Below are 21,298 nucleotides of genomic sequence, written 5' to 3'. Positions count from 1 at the left end.
GGGGCCCGTGCGAACGGTTCAGCCAGTGGGGGCGAAGGCCTGCAGCGCGATCTGCTGCGTCCGTTCCTGCTCCGGCCAGTCGGCCTCGGTACCCCTGACGAGTACGGTGAACCGGCGGCCGTCAGCGACGGTGAAGGCGCAGTCGACGACCTTGACGCGCTCGCCGATGCTCTTGTTGTCATAGGCGTAGACCAGCTGGGTGGCGTCCTGCCCGGGGGCCGGACCGTCCAGCGGTCCGAGGCTGATCTCCTCGTAGCCGGGGTTGCGGGACAGCTCCTCCGACGTCTTCTGCAGTGACTGGCGCGGGGTGTCCGGTTCGCGGATCTTGTAGATCTGCACCAGCCCCCGTTCGTCCGGCGCGGTGTAGAACACCGAGTTGTTGCGCTCGCTGCGCTGCCATCCGCTCGGCACGGCGGTGGTGAAGCCCCCGTCGTCGTGGACCAGGCGATAGCCGTCGGGGAGCTCGGTGGTGGAGGGACCGGTCGCCGTGCCGCCCGTGGCGTGTGCCGCGTCGCCGGTTGCGTCGGTGGGCGCGGTGGCGTCCGTGGCTGCCGAGGCGGCGGCCTTGGTGCCGGACGGCGGGCGGGCGGCGGCCGGGTCATCGCCGGAGTTGCCCCACAGCAGATAGGCGCCGCCGCAGGCCGCCGCGATCACGGCCACGGCCGCACCGGCGACCAGGGCGGTACGGCGACGGACGCCGGGTACGGGTTCGTGTTCGGGGGCGAGGAGCGGTGCCGGGTACGGGCCGGGGCCGGCCGTGCCTGGAGGCACCCCCTCAGGCGCGCCCGGTGCCGTACCCGTGGACGGTGCGAAGGCCGGCCGGGGCGGCATCGGCCCCGTATAGGGAGCGGGCGGCGGCGTGCCGTCCTCCCAGCTCTGGGTCTCCTTGTTCCAGCGGGCCTGGCCGCCACCCTTCATCGTCACCCTCCCACCAGGGCCGCGACCGCCTGTCCGACCGCCGCACCGGATGCCAGCAGACCGACGACGGCACCGGCGTCGGCGAGCGCCGTACGGAGCCGGGCGAGCCGGCCCGGCCCGGCCGCTCCGGTGTCCGCGATCTCCGTTTCGGTGTCGGCGAGTTCGCCGCTCAGCGCCGTGATCTCGGGGGTCTCCACCGCTCGGGAGAGGTCCTCGCGCAGTGCGCGGACGGCGCGCAGCAGCTCCTCCTGCGCCGGGTCCGCCGCGGGCCCGCCGGGGCCTTCGTTGTGGGTCACCGTGTTGTGGTCGCCGATGGCGAAGGCACCCCGGACGCTGCCGATGTGGATGCCGTTGCCGCGCTCGTCAGCCGTTGCCATGCTGGGTACTTCCCTTCTAAGCAGAGCCACGCTGGGTGGTGTTGTTGGTGATCGTGTTGTGGTCGCCGATGCCGACGGCGCCCTGTGCGGACTCGACGTAGACGCCGCCCGCGGCGACATGCACCACCCGCTGCTCGAACTCGTCGGTCTGATAGCCGGCCTCGCGCAGCGCCGTGGTCACCCCGGCCACCACCCGCTGCTGAATGGTCCTCAGATAGCGGGCGACGTCCATGTCCTGGAAGAGCGACGACTCACCGTAGGAACCCAGTTCGCGTACGGAGGCGCCGGGGCCTTCGGGGAGTGCCGCGCCATGGCCCGCGGTGGCCAGCCGCCAGCTCGGCAGCCCGCCGCCCAGCAACGTGATGAGGGCGTGTCCGGCGGAGCGGGGGGTGCGGGACAGCGCCCACACCGCCTTGCCGAAGTGGTCGTGGTGCCGGTACTGGTGGGCGAGCCGGTCGGCGTCCTGGAAGATCTGCCGCAGCGGCCACAGGACATGGGGCGCGACCTCCATCATCAGCATCCCGCCCTGTGTGTGGACCCGTACGAAGACCGTGGTGACGATGCCCTCGTTCCAGCCGCCGACCCGGATGCGCAGGAAGTGCCGCCGGGTCTCGCCGCCCTCCTCCACCGCTGCGGCCCGGTGTTCCTCGAACGCCTGCGGTGCGTACGGCGCCGCCTCGCGGGTCGGCAGCCCCTCGGCCGGCAGAAAGACACACTCGTCGATCTCCAGTGCGCGCAGCCGGTCGCGTACCGCGGCCGCGGACTGTGGCGAACCGTGCGGCGACGGCACCCGCAGCGCCGCCACGAGGGGGACGATGCGGGCCAGGATGGCGCTGTTGTCCAGTGGTTCGGGATCGCGGCCCGCCCGGGGGTTCAGCTCCACCGACAGCGACCAGGTCCGGTAGGACTGGCCGGCACCGCAGAACGGGTTGGTGGCCCGGTACATCACCAGCGGCCCGTGCTGCTCGGTCCGCACCCGGTCCCGCAGCCGATGGAAGCGGTAGCCCTCGGACCGTTCCGCGGGGTCGGACATGACGTCGGGGAAGCGTTCCCTGGACAGTTCGCGCGCCAGCGCCCGGGCGAACTGGCCGCGTTGCAGAGCGACCATGGCGGCCAGCACCAGCGGCAACAGCAGCGTGATCCACACCCGCAGCAGGGGGTTGCCCTGGCCGACGCCCCCGAGCGAGGCGCCCAGCGTCTGGCCGAGGGCGTCTTGCCACGGCGCGATGCCGTAGGACGAGCCGTAGCCGTCCGAGGCGTCGCTCGTCAGGGAGTTGAAGGCGTCCAGCAACCAGAGCGGCCCGCCCACGCCCATCATGTTGGCCCCGCCGCACACCACCACCAGCAGCGACAAGTAGAAGAAGGTCAGCGACAGCCGTCCGTACCAGCGCAGCAGGAAGGCGATCGGCACGGCCAGCCAGCGCGGAATCGGTGCCCGGCGGACGGCGCGGCCGAGCGCCATCAGGATGATGGGGAAGAGGTAGAGCGCCACGAGGCCGGAGGTCAGCGGGATGGCCACGATCCACAGCAGCAGGATCGCGGCCGCCCAGCCCAGCTGGAGACGCCGGGCGCGCAGCGCGTGGGCGAGGACCCGGGCGGCGTCGATGCCCAGGGAGGGCGCGGCGAACCGCTCCTCATGGACGTACAGCTCGTCGATGACCGCGTCGCGGAACGCGTCGTCCAGGTAGGTGCCCGCGCACAGCAGCCGGGTGGCCTCGCTGGCGCCCGGCGGGGTCGGGGGGAGCGGCGCGGGCTCGGGGCCCTCCGGTGTCCGGCCTAATCGCCGCGGGTCGTCGGGTTCTCCTTGCTGCGCAGGCACGTCGGTCCGGCTCATCGGCCTCCCCCGAAAACCAACTGGCCACCCCGGCGGCCTGGTTGGCGAGCGAGCTGCCGGTGGCCGGGCGGGGCGATGCGGAATCCGCAGCATAGGGGAGCGGGACGCACCGTGCCAGCGCGATTACCGAATGCTTCGGGCGATGCGGTGAAACGGCCGAGCCCGCACGGCCGTTGTGGACCGTGCGGGCTCGGGATGACTGCGGCGCCGCCCGTGGTGGGCGGCCGCGGCGGTGGCTCAGCCGAGGAGGCCGAGACCGCGGACGGCCTCGCGCTCCTCCTCCAGCTCCTTCACGGACGCGTTGATGCGCTCGCGGGAGAAGTCGTTGATCTCCAGGCCCTGGACGATCTCGTACTTGCCGTCCTTGGTGGTGACGGGGAAGGAGGAGATCAGGCCCTCCGGGACGCCGTAGGAGCCGTCCGAGGGGATACCCATCGAGGTCCAGTCGCCGTCGGCGGTGCCGTTGACCCAGGTGTGGACGTGGTCGATGGCGGCGTTGGCGGCCGACGCGGCGGAGGACGCGCCACGGGCCTCGATGATCGCCGCACCGCGCTTGGCGACGGTCGGGATGAAGGTGTCGGCCAGCCACTTCTGGTCGCCCACGACCTCGGCGGCGTTCTTGCCGGCGACCTCGGCGTGGAAGATGTCCGGGTACTGGGTGGCGGAGTGGTTGCCCCAGATCGTCAGCTTGCGGATCTCGGAGACCGGGGTGCCGGTCTTCTGCGCGAGCTGCGAGATGGCGCGGTTGTGGTCCAGACGGGTCATCGCGGTGAAGCGCTCACGGGGTACGTCCGGCGCGGCGGCCTGGGCGATCAGCGCGTTGGTGTTGGCGGGGTTGCCGACGACCAGGACCTTGATGTCGTCCGCGGCGTGGTCGTTGATGGCCTTGCCCTGCGGCTTGAAGATGCCGCCGTTGGCCTCCAGCAGGTCGCCGCGCTCCATGCCCTTCGTACGGGGGCGGGCGCCGACGAGCAGGGCGACGTTCGCGCCGTCGAAGGCCACGTTCGGGTCGTCCGAGATGTCGATGCCCTGGAGCAGCGGGAAGGCGCAGTCGTCGAGCTCCATGGCGGTGCCCTCGGCGGCCTTCAGACCCTGCGGGATCTCCAGGAGGCGCAGTTTGACCGGCACGTCCGCGCCGAGCAGATGACCGGAAGCGATGCGGAAGAGGAGTGCGTAACCGATCTGGCCGGCTGCGCCGGTGACGGTGACATTGACGGGAGTGCGGGTCATGGCGATCTCCTGCGCGGTGTTTTTCCGGGGGCAAGCCCCTGGACCACCATGGGTGGCGGTGGGTGTCCCTGCCCAGCTATCGAGGTCTCTTGGTATCGAGAGACCCGGCCGTCAGGCTATCGGACCCCTGCCCACAGCAAGCGACGGGCCGGTGTGGAACACCTCACCGGGTGCTTCGGGGCGTCCGTACGGCGGTCTGTACGGCGGTCTCCACGCCGTCGTACGGGGTGCGGCGGCCGCCCGCTCAAGGAGGGGGAGCGCGGGCGGCCGCCGAGTTGTGCCACACCCGTGGGGGGATATCGGTCGCATGCCCGGGATCCCGGCGGGCATGCCCCCCGTATTTCGGACGACGTCCCCCGACGGCGATTCCCGGCCAGCGGTGCGCGCCGGGCGGGCGCCGGCTCATCGGCTCGTGCGCTAACGGCCCGCCCCCGCGGCCGGACCGGTGGGCGTGCCGGGCCCGGTGGGCGTGCCCGGACCGGCAGCGGTGGTCGGCACCGGCCGGGCGCAACCCTTCACGCCCGCCATGGTCGTCCCGCAGGCCGCGACCTTCGCCGGGTCCCCCGCCACCTCGACCATCGCGGTGTACGCGGTGCCGTTCCGCTCGACCCGCGCCGTGGCACTGTGCCCGCCCGCGCTGATGGTGGCCTGGTCGCCCGGCGCCGCGCCGCTGATCCGGGCCCAGGCCGTATGGCAGAGAGAGCTATAGCGGACCTCTATCACCGCACCGCCCGCCAGACCGCGCGACGGGCTGACGGCGCGCGGCCCGCCGCACCCCATCGCCTCCGGGTCCTTCCCCACACAGCCGGCGCCGGCGCAGCGCACCCCGGCGGGCAGCACCGGCTGCTTGCTCGGTGCGGCCGCCGGGGAGGGCGCGGCGGTCTTCTTGCCGGCATCGGTGTCCGGATTCAGCAGCAGTACGGCGGAGACGGCCACCAGCAGCGCGCCGACCGCGCCGACGGTGAGCATGACCGCCCGGCTCCGGCGGCCGCGCCGGCCCTCGACACCTGCGGCAGGCGCGGCCGCCGGGGAGGGAGCCGCATCCGTGACCGGGGGCTGTGCCACTGTCTGTGCCCATTCGGGAAAGTCCGCCGGCGACGGCAGTTCCCCGCTCCTCTGGTGCGGCACCGGCGGGATCGGCTGCGGCTCCGCGACCCGTACGGACTGCGCGGCCCTGGCGGCCTGCGCGGACGGCGCGTCCTTGGCGGAGTCCGCGGAATCCGCGGACCGCGCGGTCTTGGCGGCCTTCGCAGGCTTCGCGGACGGCTGCGCCTCCGCCGGCTCTGTATCGAACTCCCCCAGAGCGGCCCGCGCCTGGGCCACCCGTATCGCCTCCATGGTGACGTCGTGCCGCATCTCCGACCGGCTCCAGGCACGTTCGGCCAGCTCCCACAGCGTGGTGAGATGGCCAGGGTGCGTTTTGGTGGCCTCGGCGAGCGCGATCACAGCGCGCTGGGGCGGCAGCAGCCGGCCGTTGAGATAGCGCTCCCACGACGTCTTGCTGTAGCCCGTACGGTCCGCGACGGTGGCCACACTCAGTCCGTTGCGGTCCACGAGCCTGCGCAGCTGGCCGGCGAACTCCCGCACCTGCGGATCCAGTTCCTCCGGAAGCGCCTTCCAGCGAGGCATTGCCTCCCCCTATCCCCACTCACCCACGACAGCGGCGGCTCCCCCCGGCCCGCCCTACTTGCTACCCACAGGGATGCCCCTGGCCGGACGACAGTTCCCTTCCCACGGGTGTACGGGAGCACTCGGCCGTGCGTTGCACATCCGCGCGCGCCCCGCGCACCGAGCAGTGTGACATTTCCGCCGGAGCTCCTACGACTTCCGTATGTATCCCGATAAGAACTGGCCAGGACGGCGCACGGGTATGCACACGGCCCGCGGCTCGGAGGCCTGGCACCGGCCCCGGCCGTCGCGACCGCCGCCCCCGCGCAGAAGGTCGCGCGGAACAACCGCGACCTCAAGCACTACGGCGGCGCCTTCAACCACCCGCTGTCGCAGGGCGCTCGGTCACACAGCGGCGGCCCGTCCTCCCCGGGGGGGGGGAGAGGACGGGCCGCCGTCTTTGCCGTGCCGCCGTCCGGCGTGGTCGTGGCACATTTCACACCGACGCCGTCGGTGACTCAGCGCACAGTGAAGTGGACGATGTCGTCCAGGAACGGGATGTGGATCCACGGCTTGGGCTGCACCATCAGCGCCAGCATCACGATCACGAAGCCCAGCAGCCCGTACGTCGCCATATCGGTGAAGCGGGAGCGCACGGCCAGCATCCCCACCGACGGCAGCGCCCACCGCAGCACGGCGCCCGCCAGCAGGGAGAGCCCGATCACCAGCGTCCCGATACGGAACGCGTCCAGCGCCACGAGCAGCAGCCCGGCCGCGACGCCGCCCATGACGGCGAGCAGCGGCCACTGCCGGGCGGGCGCGGGATAGCCGCCCGAGGCGGCCCGCCCGCCGCCTTCCGGCCGGGCCGTGTCGCGGGTCAGCGTCGGGAAGCGGCGCGAGGAGCGCTGCGGCTCGGAGGCCCCGTCCGAATGCGCTTCGGCACCCATGGCTGGCAGTCCCTTCCGGTGTCCGGATCCGTCTGTCAAAGACAAGGGTCTCAGGTTCCCGCGCGCTCAGCCGGCCGCGCGCTCGGCGGCCTCGACGACATTGACCAGCAGCTGGGCGCGGGTCATCGGGCCGACACCGCCCGGGTTGGGGGCGACCCAGCCGGCGACCTCGGCGACGCCGGGGTGCACATCGCCGACGATCTTGCCCGCCTCGTCGCGGCTGACGCCGACGTCCAGGACGGCCGCGCCGGGCTTGACGTCCTCGGGCTTGATGATGTGCGGCACACCGGCCGCGGCGACGATGATGTCGGCCTGCTTGAGGTGCGCGGACAGATCGCGGGTGCCGGTGTGGCACTGGGTCACCGTGGCGTTCTCCGACTTACGCGTCAGCACCAGCGGCATCGGGCGGCCGATGGTGATGCCGCGGCCGACGACCACCACATGCGCACCCTTGATCTCGACCTCGTGCCGCCGCAGCAGCTGGACGATGCCGTACGGCGTGCAGGGCAGCGGGCCCTCGATGCCGAGCACCAGCCGGCCCAGGCTCATCGGGTGCAGCCCGTCGGCGTCCTTGGCCGGATCCATCAGCTCCAGAACGCGGTTGGCGTCGATGCCCTTGGGGAGCGGGAGTTGGACGATGTAGCCGGTGCAGGCCGGGTCCTCGTTCAGCTCCCGTACGACCGCCTCGATCTCCTCCTGGGTGGCGGTTTCCGGCAGTTCGCGCTGGATCGAGGCGATGCCGACCTGGGCGCAGTCGCGGTGCTTGCCGTTGACGTACCAACGGCTGCCCGGGTCGTCGCCGACCAGGAGGGTGCCGAGGCCAGGCTGCACGCCCTTGGCCTTCAGCGCCTCGACGCGGGTGGCGAGCTCGGACTTGATAGCGGCTGCGGTGGCCTTGCCATCCAGAATCTGGGCAGTCATGCCTCCATCCTCCCGGATGAGGGGGGCCACGTTCCAATCAGGGCGCGCGGGACGTCGCGAAGGCGTCGTTGGCCGGAATTGATCATTGCACTTGGACAACAGCTAGCAACCTTGACTGGACAGAGTGAATGCGCAACTAGAAGGATTAACGCGCAGTGCCGCAGGCATCGTCGGGGGCGGGCCAGTGAAACAACCTGTTTTTCCTCCGAGTCACGCCGCGTCGTCCCCCACTGACCCAACGGAGGAAAACAGCAGATGAGCTTTGGTGACCCGAACAACCCGTACGGCCAGCAGCAGCCGCAGGCGCCGTACGGTCAGCAGCCCCCGGTGCCCCCGCAGGGCGGGCCCGGCTACGGCTACCCGCAGCAGCCGCAGGCCCCGCAGCAGCCGTACGGCTACCCGCAGCAGCAGGCCGTCCCGCCGCAGCAGCCCTACGGCGGCTACCCGCAGCAGGCGGCGGCCCCGTACGGCCAGCCCGGGATGCCGGGGATGCCGGGGATGCCGATGGGCTACGCGAGCTGGGGCTCGCGCGTGGGCGCTTACCTCATCGACGGCCTGATCGTGGGTGCGATCCCGGGCATCCTGTACCTCATCGCCGGGTTCATGGCGGCCGGCTCGGTGTCGTCGGCGACCCCGGACACCTCGTCCTGCCCGCCCGGCGACATCCAGTGCATCAGCGACGCCTACAACACGGCCTCGGAGAGCGCCACGCCGGTCGGCTCCATCATCATGATCGTGCTCGCCGGCCTGATCGCCCTGGCCGGCGGCCTCTTCGTCGTCGCCAAGGAAGGCAGCACGGGCCAGAGCCCGGGCAAGAAGGCGATGAAGATCAGGCTGGTCAAGGAGACGACCGGTCAGCCGCTCGGCTTCGGCATGGCCTTCGTCCGCAAGCTCTGCCACTTCCTCGACTCGCTCGCGTGTGACATCGGTTACCTGTGGCCGCTGTGGGACGACAAGTCGCAGACGTTCGCCGACAAGATCGCCGGCACGGTGGTCGTCAAGACCCAGTAAGTCGCTCACGGGCCTGCCGGCAATGGGCCGGCCCGATGGTGCACCACTCCTCGAAGGCCCCCTCGCAACAGCGCGATCGGGGCCTTCGCGGCGCTGTACGCACAGCGGGTCCCCACCCGCGGATCACGACGGAACCCTGGTGGCCTACCGTCCCCTTACACCACTGATATCCGCTCAAGAAGCTTGAAGGACACCGCTCGTGAGCTACCCCAACCAGAACCCCTACGGTCCGCCGCCGGGCCAGCAGCCCGGTTACGGCTATCCCCAGCAGCCCCAGCAGCCGCAGCAGCCCTCGCCGTACGGCCCGTACCCGGGCGGTGGGATGCCCGGTATGCAGCCGCAGTACCCGACGGTGATGCCCGGCGGGGTCAAGGCCGCGCGGGTGATGCTGTTCGTGCTCGCCGGCCTGAACCTCATCGGCCTGGTCCTCGCCGTGATGGGGCTGGGCGGCGTCACCAGGGCCGCGCACGAAACGTCGTCGTACGCCGGTGACGACGACATCCTCGCGATGAACATCGGCAAGGGCCTGCTGATCGCGGTGATCGTGCTCATCGTGATCTTCACCGCGGCCGCGATCACGCTGGCCCTGCAGTTCGCCAACGGCGGCGGTGGCGTCCGTGTCGGCACCATCGTCTTCGGCGTCGCCACCATCATGATGAGCCTGTTCAGCTTCCCGATCGGCCTGGTCCACACGGTCCTGGGCATCCTGGTGCTGGTCTTCGTCGCCAAGGACGACGGCAACGCCTGGTTCAGCCGGCCGCGTTACTGACCGGCGGACGCGGAACGGGCCGCACCCCCGTACGGGAGTGCGGCCCTTGTCGCCCCTGTGCGGCCCTTGTGGTCCCTGTGCGGCCCTTGAGCGGCCGTCGGGACGAACGGCTCAGTGGAAGAAGTGCCGCGTACCGGTGAAGTACATCGTCACGCCGGCCTTCTTGGCGGCCTCGACGACCAGCTCGTCGCGGACCGAACCACCCGGCTGGACCACGGCCTTGACGCCGGCCTCGGCCAGCACCTCGAAGCCGTCGGGGAACGGGAAGAAGGCGTCGGAGGCGGCGTACGAGCCGCGCGCCCGCTCCTCGCCGGCCCGCTGCACGGCCAGCTTCGCCGAGTCCACGCGGTTGACCTGGCCCATGCCGACGCCGACCGTGGCACCGTCCTTGGCGAGCAGGATCGCGTTGGACTTCACCGCGCGGCAGGCCCGCCAGGCGAAGGCCAGCTCGGCCAGCTCGTCGGCGGGCAGCGCGGCGCCGCTGGCCAGCGTCCAGTTCGCGGGGTCGTCGCCCTCGGCCTGCAGCCGGTCGGTGACCTGAAGGAGGGCGCCGCCGTCAACGGGCTTGACCTCCACCGGGTTCGACGGCGCGTCGGGGCAGCGCAGCACACGGATGTTCTTCTTGCGGGCGAGGATCTCGACCGCGCCGTCCTCGTAGCCGGGGGCCACGATGACCTCGGTGAAGATCTCGGCGACCTGCTCGGCCATCGCCACGGAGACCGGACGGTTGACGGCGATCACGCCGCCGAACGCGGACAGCGAGTCGCAGGCGTGCGCCTTGCGGTGCGCCTCGGCGACATCCGCGCCGACCGCGATACCGCAGGGGTTGGCGTGCTTGATGATCGCGACGCAGGGCTCGGTGTGGTCGTACGCGGCCCGGCGCGCGGCGTCGGTGTCCGTGTAGTTGTTGTACGACATCTCCTTGCCGTGCAGCTGCTCGGCCTCCGCGAGGCCGCCCTCGCCGTTGACGTACAGCGCGGCGCCCTGGTGCGGGTTCTCGCCGTAACGGAGGACGTTCTTGCGCGCGTAGGTGCCGCCGAGGAACTCGGGGAAGGCGGCGTCGTCGGCCGCGTAGTCGTCGACGAACCAGGAGGCGACGGCCACGTCGTACGCGGCCGTGTGCTGGAACGCCTCGGCCGCCAGCCGCTTGCGCCGCGCCAGCTCGAAGCCGCCGTCGGCGACCGCCTTGAGGACGTCCGCGTAGCGGGCGGGGTTGACGACGACGGCGACCGACGGGTGGTTCTTGGCGGCGGCGCGGACCATCGAGGGGCCGCCGATGTCGATCTGCTCCACGCACTCGTCAGGAGTGGCGCCGGAGGCGACGGTCTCCCGGAACGGGTAGAGGTTCACGATCACCAGGTCGAACGGCTCGACACCGAGGTCGGCCAGCTGCCGGCGGTGGTCCTCCAGGCGCAGGTCGGCCAGGATGCCGGCGTGCACCTTCGGGTGCAGGGTCTTCACCCGGCCGTCGAGGCACTCGGGGAAGCCCGTCAGCTCCTCGACCTTGGTGACCGGCACCCCGGCGGCGGCGATCTTCGCGGCCGTCGATCCGGTCGAGACGAGCTGGACGCCCGCCGCGTGCAGCCCCTGCGCCAGCTCCTCCAGACCCGACTTGTCGTAGACGCTGACCAGCGCGCGGCGGATGGGGCGCTTCGTGCCTTCGGTGGCGGTCACGAGATACGTACCTTTCGTCCCTCAATGCGGTAGCCGTGCCGGGCCAGACGCCCCACGACCTCGACGAGCAGCGATCGCTCGACTTCCTTGATGCGCTCATGCAGCGCGGATTCATCGTCCTCGTCCCGGACCTCGACCACGCCCTGGGCGATGATCGGGCCGGTGTCGACACCGTCGTCGACGAAGTGGACGGTGCATCCGGTGACCTTCGCGCCGTACGCGAGCGCATCGCGCACGCCATGGGCACCGGGAAAGCTCGGCAGCAGCGCCGGGTGGGTATTGACGGTGCGGCCGCCGAAGCGGGCGAGGAATTCCTTGCCCAAGATCTTCATGAAGCCGGCCGAGACCACCAGATCGGGCTCGTACGCGGCGGTCGCCTCGGTGAGCGCCGCATCCCAGTCCGCGCGGCTGTCGTAGTCCTTGACCCGGCGGACGAAGGTCGCGATCCCCGCGGACTCGGCGCGCTCCAGGCCCGCGATCGCGCCACGGTCGGCGCCGACGGCCACGATCTCGGCGCCGTACGCCTCCGGGCCCTGCTCGGCGATCGCGTCGAGCAGCGCCTGGAGGTTCGTACCGGAACCGGAGACGAGCACGACAAGGCGCGCCGGGCGGCCGACGGGGGCCTCCCCTGCGCGGGGAAGGTCGGGCTGGACGGGGGGTGGGGAGGAAGCCACGGCGGGGCTCTTTTCCGATCTCGCGTGCTTTGTGTGGTCGTACAAGGCCGTGGGTACCGCAAATCCGGGGAACCCTACGAAGGCGCCGACCGTCAGCAACGATACCGGCACACCGAGCGGCCCCCGCGGGACGGGGGCGGGCACGGAAGGTAGCGTCAGGCGTAAGACTGCATGCAGTTCGTGGTAACCGGGCGCCGGTCACGATGGCCCGCGTACGGACGAGACAAGGGGAAGACGCACTCCAGATGACGGACCGACGCCGCCGCGCGGCCCTCCTGCTCCCTCTGCCCGCCACCGCCCCCGGGGTGGTGCTGCTGCCGCGTGAGCGCAAGCCGTCGTCCTCGGAGTCCGATGCACCGGGTTCCGCGGGCTCCGCGGGCTCCGACCGCGACAATCCCTTCGCACCGCCGCCGGCCGACGCCCCCGACCAGGAGTGGCGCCCGCGCCACCCCGCCCCGTACGGCCAGGGCCAGGGCCACAACGGCGACGAGGAGCAGCCGCCGCAGGACGAGCCGACGCCCAGCTGGGGCAGCCAGTGGAGCCCCCGGCAGCCGGGCCGGCAGAGCGGCGGATTCGGCTCCCGGCCGGGCGGCCGCAACAACGGGCAGCAGGGCGGCGGCCCGGGTGGCGCCGGCGGGCCCGGCAATCTGCGCTGGGACCCCACCGACCCGTCGCAGCGCCGGGCGCGCTATGCGCTGCTCGCCGGCATGTGGGCGTTCTTCTTCGTGCTCTTCAGCCTGCCGGAGATCTCGCTGCTGCTGGGCGCGCTGGCGATCTACTGGAGCATCAGCTCACTGCGCGCCAAGCCGAACCCGGCGAAGGCGGCCGCCGCGGCGACCACCGCCGCCATGGAGGGCCGCCCGGCTCCCACCGAAGGTGCGCCCGCCCCGGGGCAGCACCCGGGCGCCCCGTCCGCGCCGGCCAGCACCCGACCGCAGGTCACGGCGGCGATCGGCGGGCTGGTGACCGCCACGCTCGCACTGATGATGGTGGCCGCGACCTTCACCGTGCAGGTCGTCTACCGCGACTACTTCACCTGCGTGAACGACGCGCTGACCCAGTCGGCCGGCAAGTCCTGCGAGAACCTGCTGCCGAAGGAGCTGCGGCCGCTGCTGAGCACGCAGCAGTAGCCGGTCTCAGTTGTCGGGAGCAGGGGCGGCGGGGGCGGGGGCGGAGGCGTTTCCCGGCCCGGTGGCCGCCAAGTTGTCGGCATCGGGGGCAGTGTCGGTGACAGCGGCAGAGGCGGTGACAGCGGCCGGGGCGGTGACAGCGGCAGTGTCGGTGACAGCGGCCGGGGCGGTGACAGCGGCGGCTTGAGCGCCGGTGTCCTTCTCGTCGCTCCCGGCCGTCCCCGCACAACGCCCCGCACGCAGTCGCCAGGCCCGTAGCCCGAGCGCGCCCGGGATGCCGATCAGGGCCGTCCAGCCCGCAGCCGCGAGGCCCGTACGCCACCATTCCGGGCCGAAGGAGGCGAGCGTGCCGGTGCCCAGCGCGCCTCCGGCGAGGGCCGCGAGCGCCGCCATGACGGCACCGCACACGGCGGCCCCCATGCCTGTCACACAGGTCGTCACCCACCAGGACCAGGGCCCGCCCGATGAGCCGGGTGCCGCCGCCGAACGGGCGGCACAGCGGGCGAGCAGCGCCCCCGCGACCATGGGCACCACGGCCACCGCCCAGGTCAGCGGGTTTCCCGGGCCCGCGTCCGGCAGCCCGCTGAGCAGCGGCAGATGCGGCAGCACAGGGTAGCCAGTGGCCCCCAGCGGTCCGACCGTGCTGCCCGCGCCGAGCGTGAAACCCGGCCCCAGGCCGTAGGCGGCGCCCCAGACGGCCGCGTTCGGGAGCAGTACGAGGCAGAGCAGCAGCACCGTGGCGCGGCTCGCCCAGTCCGGCGCGAGCTGGAGGAGATCCTGACGTACCCGGTCGGCGTGCAGCCCGAGGGCGAGGAGGGTGAGCAGCGCACCGGAGACGAGCAGGGCACCCAGGGCGTCGCCGGCGGCCCGGCAGGCGGCGGTGAAGCGGGGGCCGCCGAGAACGGTCCGCAGGCCGCCCGGCACCGCGGCCCGGACCCGCAGGACCCAGGCGGGCAGCAGATCGGCGCCCGCATGCCCGTCGATGCGCCAGGCCGTGCCGGCGAGGGTGGCGACCGCGGTGGCCGGTACGTACAGCAGCACGCTGGCCGGCTCGGCGGCCAGCCGCCCGGTCGAGGTGTAGAGCAGCGCACCGGCCGCGACCAGCAGATAGCCGGTGAGCAGCGCGCCGAGCAGGGTGCGCGGGGTGACCGTCCGGGCGGTGCCGGCGAAGGAACCGGCAGCGGGCCCCGGGTGGGCGGCGGGCGCGGTCGCCAGGGCGTGGCGGGCGGCCCGGTGCAGCAGCCAGACCGGGAGTACGGCGAGCAGCAGCGGTGTCACGGCGACCGGGGCCGGGGTGCCGGAGTGGGTGGCGGTGCGTACCAGGTCGCCGCCGTGCGCCAGCAGCCACAGATCGGCGGCGAGATGCAGGGCCCGGGACGGGCCGCTGTCGGGGTAGGGGGAGGCGACCCACAGCAGCAGCACGGCGACCGCCAGGGCGCCGAGGCCGAGGCCGGCGGCCGTCACGCCGCCGAGGAAGGCCGCGCCGATCGCGGAGGAGCGCTGCGCGGCGGTTCGGCCGTGCGAGGACAGGGTCGGGCCGCGATCGGTCAACTGGCTCACACGGCCATGCTGCCAACAACACCCTTTTCATCCATGTACTGGGCAAATGCCCGACGTGTCGCGTGTGCTGCGTGTGTCGAGCTGCATCTGGTGATGCGGGTTTTCCACACTCTCCGTATGACCCAGCGTGAGCAGGCCGCCGCCGCCTTCGACGATCTCCACACCCGGCATGCCGCCGCACTCATCCAGCAGGCGTATCTGCTCACCGGGCGGCCCCGGCTCGCGCGCCGCGCCGTGGAGAGCGGGTTCCGGCTGGCGTGGCAGCGGTGGCCGGAGGTCGCGGTGGATCCGGATCCGGCCGGGTGGGTGCGGGCGGCCGTGTACGAGTACGCGCTGACGCCGTGGCACCGGCTGTGCCCCTGGCTGCGACCCGCCCGGAAGCCGAAGAAGACCGGCGGGCCCGCCGAGCCGGCCGGCCGTGCGCTGCTGGAGGCGGTGCTGAGCCTGCCCGCTCCGTACCGGCGGACGCTGCTGCTGCACGACGGGGTCGGGCTCGGGCTGTACGAGACCGCGGCGGAGATCGAGTCGAGCACACCGGCCGCGGCAGGGCGGCTGACGCATGCCCGCGAGCGGGTCGCCGAGCGGCTGCCGGAGCTGGGGCTCGATGCACAGCCGCCGGTGCGGCAGGGCGAGATCCTGCATGCCCGGCTCGGCGAGCTGGCGGCCGCGCAGCGGGCGGAGCCGTCACCGGCGCAGCGCGTACGGACCGGCAGCGAGCACGGCGCCCGGCGGACCACCGGGGCGGCGTTCGGGGTGACCGGGCTGTTCGCGCTGGTGGCACTGGTCATGGCGATCGCCACGCCGGACCACTACACCCGGCCGCCGCAGCGGCCGCTGGCGACCGCGCCGCACTCCCCCGTGTCACCGGCCGGGCACGGCGCCGGAGCGACAGGCGCAGGCAGGCATGGAGGCACCCACGCAGGCGCGCGCAAAGGCGCGCACAAACGCACGAAGAGGCACGGCGACGCGGCCGGGCACGGCACGCCCCGGGAGGCCCGGCTCACCCCCGAGGCCCGTTAGAGCCGTCAGACCCGGCAGACCCGGCAGACCCGTCAGATCCGTCAGATCCATCAGATCCGCCGGACGAGCCACCGAAACGGACGCGGGCCCGCACCCCACCAGGGGTACGGGCCCGCGTCCGTATGCCATCCGCACTGCGCCGCAGGACGGGTCCGGCGGTGCCGGGAGGCGCAATCAGCCGACGAGGATCTCGCGGGCCAGGCGCGCGGTCTCCGACGGGGTCTTGCCGACCTTGACGCCGGCGGCCTCAAGGGCCTCCTTCTTCGCCTGGGCGGTGCCGGAGGAGCCGGAGACGATGGCGCCGGCGTGGCCCATGGTCTTGCCCTCGGGCGCGGTGAAGCCCGCGACGTAGCCGACGACCGGCTTGGAGACGTTGGCCTTGATGAAGTCGGCCGCACGCTCCTCGGCGTCGCCGCCGATCTCGCCGATCATCACGATCAGGTCGGTCTCGGGGTCGGCCTCGAACGCCGCGAGGGCGTCGATGTGCGTGGTGCCGATGACCGGGTCGCCACCGATGCCGACGGCGGACGAGAAGCCGATGTCACGCAGCTCGTACATCATCTGGTAGGTCAGCGTGCCGGACTTCGACACCAGACCGATGCGGCCGGGCTTGGTGATGTCGCCCGGGATGATGCCGGCGTTGGACTGGCCGGGGGTGATCAGGCCGGGGCAGTTCGGGCCGATGATCCGGGTCTTGTTGCCCTTGGAACCGGCGTAGGCCCAGAAGGCGGCGGAGTCGTGCACCGCGATGCCCTCGGTGATCACGACCGCGAGGCCGATCTCGGCGTCGATCGCCTCGACGACGGCGCTCTTGGCAAACTTCGGCGGCACGAAGATCACGGAGACATCCGCGCCGGTCTTCTCCATCGCCTCGGCGACGGAGCCGAAGACGGGCACCTCGGTGCCGTCGAAGTCGACCTTCTCGCCGGCCTTGCGCGGGTTCACGCCGCCGACGATGTTGGTGCCGTCACCGAGCATCAGCTTGGTGTGCTTCATGCCAGTGGCACCGGTCATGCCCTGGACGATGACCTTGCTTTCCTTGGTGAGGAAGATAGCCATGGTTGTAGTGTCCTCGTCCTTTACTTAGCAGCCAGCTCGGCGGCCTTGTCGGCCGCGCCGTCCATGGTGTCCACGCGCTGCACGAGCGGGTGGTTGGCCTTCGACAGGATCTCGCGACCGAGCTCCGCGTTGTTGCCGTCGAGGCGCACGACCAGGGGCTTGTTGACATCCTCGCCCTTGGACTTGAGCAGCTCCAGGGCCTGCACGATGCCGTTGGCGACCTCGTCACAGGCGGTGATGCCACCGAAGACGTTGACGAACACGGACTTGACGTCCGGGTCGCCGAGGATGATCTCCAGGCCGTTCGCCATGACCTCGGCGGAGGCGCCGCCACCGATGTCGAGGAAGTTGGCGGGCTTGACGTTGTTGTGGTTCTCGCCGGCGTAGGCGACGACGTCCAGGGTGCTCATGACGAGACCCGCGCCGTTGCCGATGATGCCGACCTCGCCGTCGAGCTTGACGTAGTTGAGGCCCTTGGCCTTGGCCGCAGCCTCGAGCGGGTTGGCTGCGTCCTTGTCCTCGAGGGCGTCGTGCTCCGGCTGGCGGAACTCGGCGTTCTCGTCGAGGGACACCTTGCCGTCGAGGGCGATGACCTCGCCGCTCGCGACCTTGGCCAGCGGGTTGACCTCGACGAGGAGCGCGTCCTCGGCGACGAAGGTCTTCCACAGGGTGACCATGACCTCGGCGACCTGCTCGGCGACGTCGGCCGGGAACTTCGCCTGGGCGACGATCTCGCGGGCCTTCTCGATCGTGACGCCCTCGTTGGCGTCGACCGGGACCTTCGCGAGCTCCTCGGGCCGGGTGGCCGCGACCTCCTCGATGTCCATGCCGCCGGCGACGGAGGCCATGGCCAGGAAGGTCCGGTTGGTGCGGTCGAGGAGGTACGAGACGTAGTACTCCTCGGCGATCTCCGGAGCGGTCTCGGCGATCATCACCTTGTGGACCGTGTGGCCCTTGATGTCCATGCCCAGGATCTGACCGGCCTTCTCGACCGCGTCGTCCTCGCTGGTGGCCAGCTTGACGCCGCCGGCCTTGCCGCGGCCGCCGACCTTCACCTGTGCCTTGACGACCGACTTGCCGCCCAGCCGCTGGGTTGCCTCGCGCGCCGCCTCAGGCGTGTCGATGACTTCACCGGCCAGCACCGGTACACCGTGCTTGGCGAAGAGGTCCCTCGCCTGGTACTCGAACAGGTCCACGCGCGTCCGTCCCTTGTCTTCTCAGAATCGCCGTAGTGATCGCGGTTCGTTGTCTGCGATGGGCGTGCCGCGAAGGGCAACGTGACGGCGCTGTCACAGGGGAGGCGTACACGGAGACCGGATACGCGGCATGTCCGTCCCGCAGGTTATCGCCGCAGGACCTGAGGCTCTAAATCGCAGATCACACTCCGGCGGTGATTACGGTCACAGATCTTTTGGCCAAGTTACGCCTCTCCCGGATTTCCGCATGTTGACGGCCGGTTTTCGGTGACCACTCAGGTAGCCCGCCGGCTCCGGTGCCACCCGGCGTGCACCTCCGCTTCACGCGCCGTTCGAGAGCGCCTCCCGGTACGCCCCAGTGCGCCCGGTCTCGCGTGATTCCGGTTCCGCCGATGCGGGAATCCGTTTGAGAAGAAGGTGCGCAACACCGTCACAACACCTCCGCAGCCGGTGTCCGGAAAGGTCTCTTGACCCTCCAACTACCCGCAGCGGAAACTGCGTTGAGCACTTACGCATGCATACGCATCAGGAGTCACAAGCTTCGTGCTTGGTCCCGTGCGGGTCGGTCGGAAGATCGCTCCGCACCGGGTGCAGACGGGGGAACTTGATGGGTGGCCGGGGGGATGCACGACCGCGGGCAGGGGGCGGCCGTGGGCTCTTCCGCACCCGCCGCTCCTCCCCCTTTCTCGATTTCTTGGTGTCCTCACACTGGTGCCTGAAGGGATTGGAGGGGGAATGCCGACACATACGACCTATCCCGGCGTTTATGTCGAAGAGCTTCCCAGCAGCATCCGCAGCATCACCACCGTCACCACATCCGTGACCGCATTCGTCGGTCACACCCGGCGCGGCCCGCTCAACCAGCCGGTACAGATCACCAGCTTCGCCGACTTCGAGCGCCGCTTCGGCGGTCTGACCTCGCAGAGCCCGGTCGCGTACGCCGTCCACCAGTTCTTCGGCAACGGCGGCACGGTCGCCGTGATCGTCCGGGTCGCCAAGGCCGGCAGCGGCAAGGAAGCCCACGTCACCCTGGAGTCGACCGAGGGCCACAGCCAGTGCCCGGTGCTCAAGGTGCACGCCAAGGAGCCGGGCGTATGGGGCTCCGGCCTCCGGGTCGCCGTCGACTACGACACGCCCACCCGTCGCCCGACCACCACCCCTGCAGGAGACGCTTCGCGCCGCCCCTCTTGTGAGGAGACCTTCAACCTCCAGGTGCTGGACGCGCACGGCACCGCCCGCGAGTCCTTCTCCGGCCTGTCCATGGATTCCGGCCACGGCAAGTACGCCGAAACGGTGATCAACGCCGGCTCCGCGCTGATCCGCGTCCAGGTCGTCGGCGAGGGCCGCCCGGACCCCTCCGGCACGGTCTCCAAGGCCTTCCACCATGAACTCCCCGATCTGAACGTCGACGTAACGGTGAAGATCGGCGAGGTGGAGCGCGAGTTCACGCTCTACGACCCGGACTGCGACGGCGAGGCGCCGTGCAATGTCACCGAGCTGGCGCTGCTGCTGGAGCACAAGCTGCGCGCACTGCCGGACGCCCCGGGCAAGCACGCCTTCGCGGGCGCCGAGGTCACTCCCTTCGGCCGCCGCATCCAGGTCGTCGCCGGGTCCGTCGACCCCGACGACGTGGTGCGCTTCCTCGGCGAATGCGCCAACGACCTGGGCCTGGAGGCCTCCGTCAACCCGCCGGTCTTCCCGCTGTGCGGCGGCGAGGACGGCGATCCGCCCGGACCGCGCGACATCATCGGCAGCGAGGCCCGCAAGAGCGGTCTGCAGGCACTGCGCGACGTCCACGACGTCAATCTGCTGGCGCTGCCCGAGCTGGCCTCGTACGCATCCGTCGACGACATGATCACGGTGCTCTCGGCGGCCGAGCGGCTGTGCAAGGAGCGGCGGATCTTCCTGCTCGTCGACGCGCCCGCCACCTGGGGCAGCGTGGACGCCGCCCGCGCCGGCATCGCCGCCTTCGCGCCGGTCCGCGGCAACCACTCCGGCCTGTACTTCCCGCACCTCCAGCTCACCGACCCGCTCTCCGGCCGGCTGCGCTCCTTCCCGCCGTCCGGCGCCGTCGCGGGCGTCATCGCCCGTACGGACAGCGAACGCGGCGTATGGAAGGCACCGGCGGGCACCGAAGCCCGCCTGGCCGGGGTCCACTCGCTGACCGTCAAACTCACGGACCGCGAGAACGGGCTGCTGAACCCGCTCGGCATCAACTGCCTGCGCACCCTCCCGGTGGTCGGCCCGCTGATCTGGGGCGCCCGCACGCTCGACGGCGCGGACGCGCTGGAGAGCGAGTGGAAGTACGTGCCGGTGCGGCGGCTCGCGCTGCATGTCGAGGAGAGCCTGCTGCGCGGCCTGCAATGGGTGGTCTTCGAACCCAACAACGAGCAGCTGTGGCAGCAGATCCGCCTCAACGCCTCGGCCTACCTGCACTCCCTCTTCGAGAAGGGCGCCTTCAAGGGCGGCACTCCGCGTCAGGCGTACTTCGTCAAGTGCGACAAGGACACCACGACCGACGAGGACATCGAGCGCGGCATCGTCAACGTCGTGGTCGGCATCGCGCCGGTCAGGCCCGCGGAGTTCGTGATCGTCAAGATCCAGCAGATGGCCGGCCAGTTCGACGTCTAGGCGCGCGAACGCGAAGGACGTGAACGCGAAGGGCACGAAGGACGCGAAGGACGCGAAGGACACGAAGGACACGAAGGACACGAAGGACACGAAGGACGCGAAGGACGCGGAGGACGCGGAGGACGCGGAGGACGCGGAGGACATGAAGGACGTGAAGGAATCCGATGGCTGAGTTTCAGATCAACGCCCATCGCTTCGACCCGTACAAGAACTTCAAGTTCCTGGTCCTGTGGGACGGTCGTACGGTCGCGGGCATCAGCAAGATCAGCCCGCTGAAGCGCACCACCGAGGTCGTCAAGCACCGGCACGGCGGCGACCCCAGCTCACCGCGCAAGTCCCCGGGCCGCTCCGAATTCGAGGGCATCACCCTGGAGCGCGGGGTCACCCACGACCCGGAGTTCGACCGCTGGGCCAACAAGGTCTGGCAGGTAGGCGCCGGCTTGGGCTCCGAGGTGTCGCTGGCCGACTTCCGCAAGGACCTCGTCATCCAGGTCCTCAACGAGGCCGGGCAGGTGGCCGTCTCGCACAAGATCTACCGCTCCTGGCCGAGCGAGTACCAGGTCCTGGGCGAGATGGACGCCAACGCCAACGCCGTCGCCATCCAGAGCCTGAAGCTGGAGTGCGAGGGCTGGGAGCGCGACTACGAGGTACCGGAACCGGAGGAGCCGTCGTTCACGCATCCCGCCTGAGGCGACCTTGCCCAGCCCAAAGCGACCTTACAGATAGTGATGCATTCCCA

Annotated in this window: 19 protein-coding genes; 7 read left to right on the top strand and 12 right to left on the bottom strand. The window is 71.3% G+C overall.

Annotated elements, in window-relative coordinates:
* Positions 1-18: 18 nt before the first annotated feature.
* The 7 genes from KI385_RS27885 to KI385_RS27855 all read right to left on the bottom strand — a co-directional run bounded on the left by KI385_RS27885 (position 19) and on the right by KI385_RS27855 (position 7,835).
* On the bottom strand, positions 19-918 hold the full coding sequence (locus tag KI385_RS27885; protein ID WP_238577869.1) for a hypothetical protein: 900 nt from the start codon (positions 916-918) through the stop codon (positions 19-21).
* A 2-nt stretch (positions 919-920) separates the two neighbouring features.
* Positions 921-1,295 (bottom strand): hypothetical protein, encoded by a 375-nt coding sequence (locus KI385_RS27880; RefSeq protein ID WP_238574912.1) that lies wholly within the window; start codon positions 1,293-1,295, stop codon positions 921-923.
* Between the two features lie 16 nt (positions 1,296-1,311).
* Positions 1,312-3,129 (bottom strand): hypothetical protein, encoded by a 1,818-nt coding sequence (locus KI385_RS27875; protein ID WP_238574911.1) that lies wholly within the window; start codon positions 3,127-3,129, stop codon positions 1,312-1,314.
* Positions 3,130-3,366: 237 nt separating this feature from the next.
* On the bottom strand, positions 3,367-4,359 hold the full coding sequence (locus tag KI385_RS27870; protein WP_128512450.1) for a malate dehydrogenase: 993 nt from the start codon (positions 4,357-4,359) through the stop codon (positions 3,367-3,369).
* Positions 4,360-4,776: 417 nt separating this feature from the next.
* Complete coding sequence (locus KI385_RS27865; RefSeq protein ID WP_238574910.1) at positions 4,777-5,988, bottom strand: helix-turn-helix domain-containing protein; 1,212 nt, start codon at positions 5,986-5,988, stop codon at positions 4,777-4,779.
* A gap of 497 nt (positions 5,989-6,485) precedes the next feature.
* Entirely contained in the window at positions 6,486-6,914 is a 429-nt protein-coding gene (locus tag KI385_RS27860) for a DUF3017 domain-containing protein (protein WP_238574909.1), read from the bottom strand.
* 66 nt (positions 6,915-6,980) lie between these two features.
* On the bottom strand, positions 6,981-7,835 hold the full coding sequence (locus KI385_RS27855) for a bifunctional methylenetetrahydrofolate dehydrogenase/methenyltetrahydrofolate cyclohydrolase (protein ID WP_128512447.1): 855 nt from the start codon (positions 7,833-7,835) through the stop codon (positions 6,981-6,983).
* 255 nt (positions 7,836-8,090) lie between these two features.
* Here KI385_RS27855 and KI385_RS27850 point away from each other — a divergent pair, with 255 nt between their 5' ends.
* Positions 8,091-8,846, top strand: coding sequence for an RDD family protein (locus KI385_RS27850; RefSeq protein ID WP_238574908.1), 756 nt, complete (start codon positions 8,091-8,093; stop codon positions 8,844-8,846).
* 199 nt (positions 8,847-9,045) lie between these two features.
* On the top strand, positions 9,046-9,615 hold the full coding sequence (locus tag KI385_RS27845) for a hypothetical protein (protein ID WP_238574907.1): 570 nt from the start codon (positions 9,046-9,048) through the stop codon (positions 9,613-9,615).
* 111 nt (positions 9,616-9,726) lie between these two features.
* Here KI385_RS27845 and purH read toward each other — a convergent pair whose 3' ends face one another.
* Together purH and purN are read right to left on the bottom strand one after the other, a co-directional pair.
* Complete coding sequence (gene purH, locus KI385_RS27840) at positions 9,727-11,289, bottom strand: bifunctional phosphoribosylaminoimidazolecarboxamide formyltransferase/IMP cyclohydrolase (protein ID WP_238574906.1); 1,563 nt, start codon at positions 11,287-11,289, stop codon at positions 9,727-9,729.
* Positions 11,286-11,963 (bottom strand): phosphoribosylglycinamide formyltransferase, encoded by a 678-nt coding sequence (purN, locus tag KI385_RS27835; protein ID WP_425356965.1) that lies wholly within the window; start codon positions 11,961-11,963, stop codon positions 11,286-11,288. Before purN ends, purH begins: the two co-directional genes overlap by 4 nt.
* Positions 11,964-12,208: 245 nt before the next feature.
* Between purN and KI385_RS27830 the strand changes: the two genes are divergently transcribed.
* Positions 12,209-13,093, top strand: a complete 885-nt coding sequence (locus KI385_RS27830) for a hypothetical protein (protein WP_238574905.1) — start codon at positions 12,209-12,211, stop codon at positions 13,091-13,093.
* A 6-nt stretch (positions 13,094-13,099) separates the two neighbouring features.
* On the opposite strand, the gene KI385_RS27825 is transcribed toward KI385_RS27830, so the two are convergent.
* Complete coding sequence (locus tag KI385_RS27825; RefSeq protein ID WP_238574904.1) at positions 13,100-14,653, bottom strand: cell division protein PerM; 1,554 nt, start codon at positions 14,651-14,653, stop codon at positions 13,100-13,102.
* A gap of 117 nt (positions 14,654-14,770) precedes the next feature.
* On the opposite strand from KI385_RS27825, the gene KI385_RS44655 reads away from it, so the two are divergent.
* Positions 14,771-15,673, top strand: a complete 903-nt coding sequence (locus KI385_RS44655; RefSeq protein WP_425356964.1) for a SigE family RNA polymerase sigma factor — start codon at positions 14,771-14,773, stop codon at positions 15,671-15,673.
* A gap of 174 nt (positions 15,674-15,847) precedes the next feature.
* Here the strand turns inward: KI385_RS44655 and sucD are convergent, their stop codons facing one another.
* Positions 15,848-16,732 (bottom strand): succinate--CoA ligase subunit alpha, encoded by an 885-nt coding sequence (gene sucD, locus KI385_RS27815; RefSeq protein ID WP_238574903.1) that lies wholly within the window; start codon positions 16,730-16,732, stop codon positions 15,848-15,850.
* A gap of 20 nt (positions 16,733-16,752) precedes the next feature.
* Positions 16,753-17,928, bottom strand: a complete 1,176-nt coding sequence (gene sucC / locus KI385_RS27810; protein ID WP_238574902.1) for an ADP-forming succinate--CoA ligase subunit beta — start codon at positions 17,926-17,928, stop codon at positions 16,753-16,755.
* A gap of 735 nt (positions 17,929-18,663) precedes the next feature.
* On the opposite strand from sucC, the gene KI385_RS27805 reads away from it, so the two are divergent.
* Genes KI385_RS27805 through KI385_RS27795 form a run of 3 tightly spaced genes read left to right on the top strand, consistent with a single transcriptional unit; the run spans position 18,664 to position 21,248 of the window.
* Positions 18,664-20,559 carry a phage tail sheath family protein gene (locus KI385_RS27805; protein WP_238574901.1) on the top strand — a complete coding sequence of 632 codons (1,896 nt, stop codon included), beginning with the start codon at positions 18,664-18,666 and terminating at the stop codon, positions 20,557-20,559.
* A gap of 19 nt (positions 20,560-20,578) precedes the next feature.
* Positions 20,579-20,731, top strand: a complete 153-nt coding sequence (locus KI385_RS27800; RefSeq protein WP_238574900.1) for a hypothetical protein — start codon at positions 20,579-20,581, stop codon at positions 20,729-20,731.
* Positions 20,724-21,248, top strand: a complete 525-nt coding sequence (locus KI385_RS27795; RefSeq protein WP_128512438.1) for a phage tail protein — start codon at positions 20,724-20,726, stop codon at positions 21,246-21,248. Before KI385_RS27800 ends, KI385_RS27795 begins: the two co-directional genes overlap by 8 nt.
* Positions 21,249-21,298 lie beyond the last annotated feature (50 nt).

This window comes from Streptomyces inhibens, assembly GCF_022221585.1.
Lineage (GTDB): Bacteria > Actinomycetota > Actinomycetes > Streptomycetales > Streptomycetaceae > Streptomyces > Streptomyces inhibens.
This window is presented reverse-complemented; position numbering and strand designations above follow the sequence as displayed.

What these genes read in the sequence shown, in the direction of transcription:
- KI385_RS27830 (WP_238574905.1), top strand. Translation starts at nt 12,209, where the DNA reads ATGACGGACCGACGCCGCCGCGCGGCCCTCCTGCTCCCTCTGCCCGCC.
- KI385_RS27805 (WP_238574901.1), top strand. Translation starts at nt 18,664, where the DNA reads ATGCCGACACATACGACCTATCCCGGCGTTTATGTCGAAGAGCTTCCC.
- KI385_RS27850 (WP_238574908.1), top strand. Translation starts at nt 8,091, where the DNA reads ATGAGCTTTGGTGACCCGAACAACCCGTACGGCCAGCAGCAGCCGCAG.
- KI385_RS27855 (WP_128512447.1), bottom strand. Translation starts at nt 7,835, where the DNA reads ATGACTGCCCAGATTCTGGATGGCAAGGCCACCGCAGCCGCTATCAAG.
- KI385_RS27860 (WP_238574909.1), bottom strand. Translation starts at nt 6,914, where the DNA reads ATGGGTGCCGAAGCGCATTCGGACGGGGCCTCCGAGCCGCAGCGCTCC.
- KI385_RS44655 (WP_425356964.1), top strand. Translation starts at nt 14,771, where the DNA reads ATGACCCAGCGTGAGCAGGCCGCCGCCGCCTTCGACGATCTCCACACC.
- KI385_RS27880 (WP_238574912.1), bottom strand. Translation starts at nt 1,295, where the DNA reads ATGGCAACGGCTGACGAGCGCGGCAACGGCATCCACATCGGCAGCGTC.
- KI385_RS27875 (WP_238574911.1), bottom strand. Translation starts at nt 3,129, where the DNA reads ATGAGCCGGACCGACGTGCCTGCGCAGCAAGGAGAACCCGACGACCCG.
- KI385_RS27865 (WP_238574910.1), bottom strand. Translation starts at nt 5,988, where the DNA reads ATGCCTCGCTGGAAGGCGCTTCCGGAGGAACTGGATCCGCAGGTGCGG.
- KI385_RS27870 (WP_128512450.1), bottom strand. Translation starts at nt 4,359, where the DNA reads ATGACCCGCACTCCCGTCAATGTCACCGTCACCGGCGCAGCCGGCCAG.
- sucD (WP_238574903.1), bottom strand. Translation starts at nt 16,732, where the DNA reads ATGGCTATCTTCCTCACCAAGGAAAGCAAGGTCATCGTCCAGGGCATG.
- KI385_RS27795 (WP_128512438.1), top strand. Translation starts at nt 20,724, where the DNA reads ATGGCTGAGTTTCAGATCAACGCCCATCGCTTCGACCCGTACAAGAAC.
- KI385_RS27885 (WP_238577869.1), bottom strand. Translation starts at nt 918, where the DNA reads ATGAAGGGTGGCGGCCAGGCCCGCTGGAACAAGGAGACCCAGAGCTGG.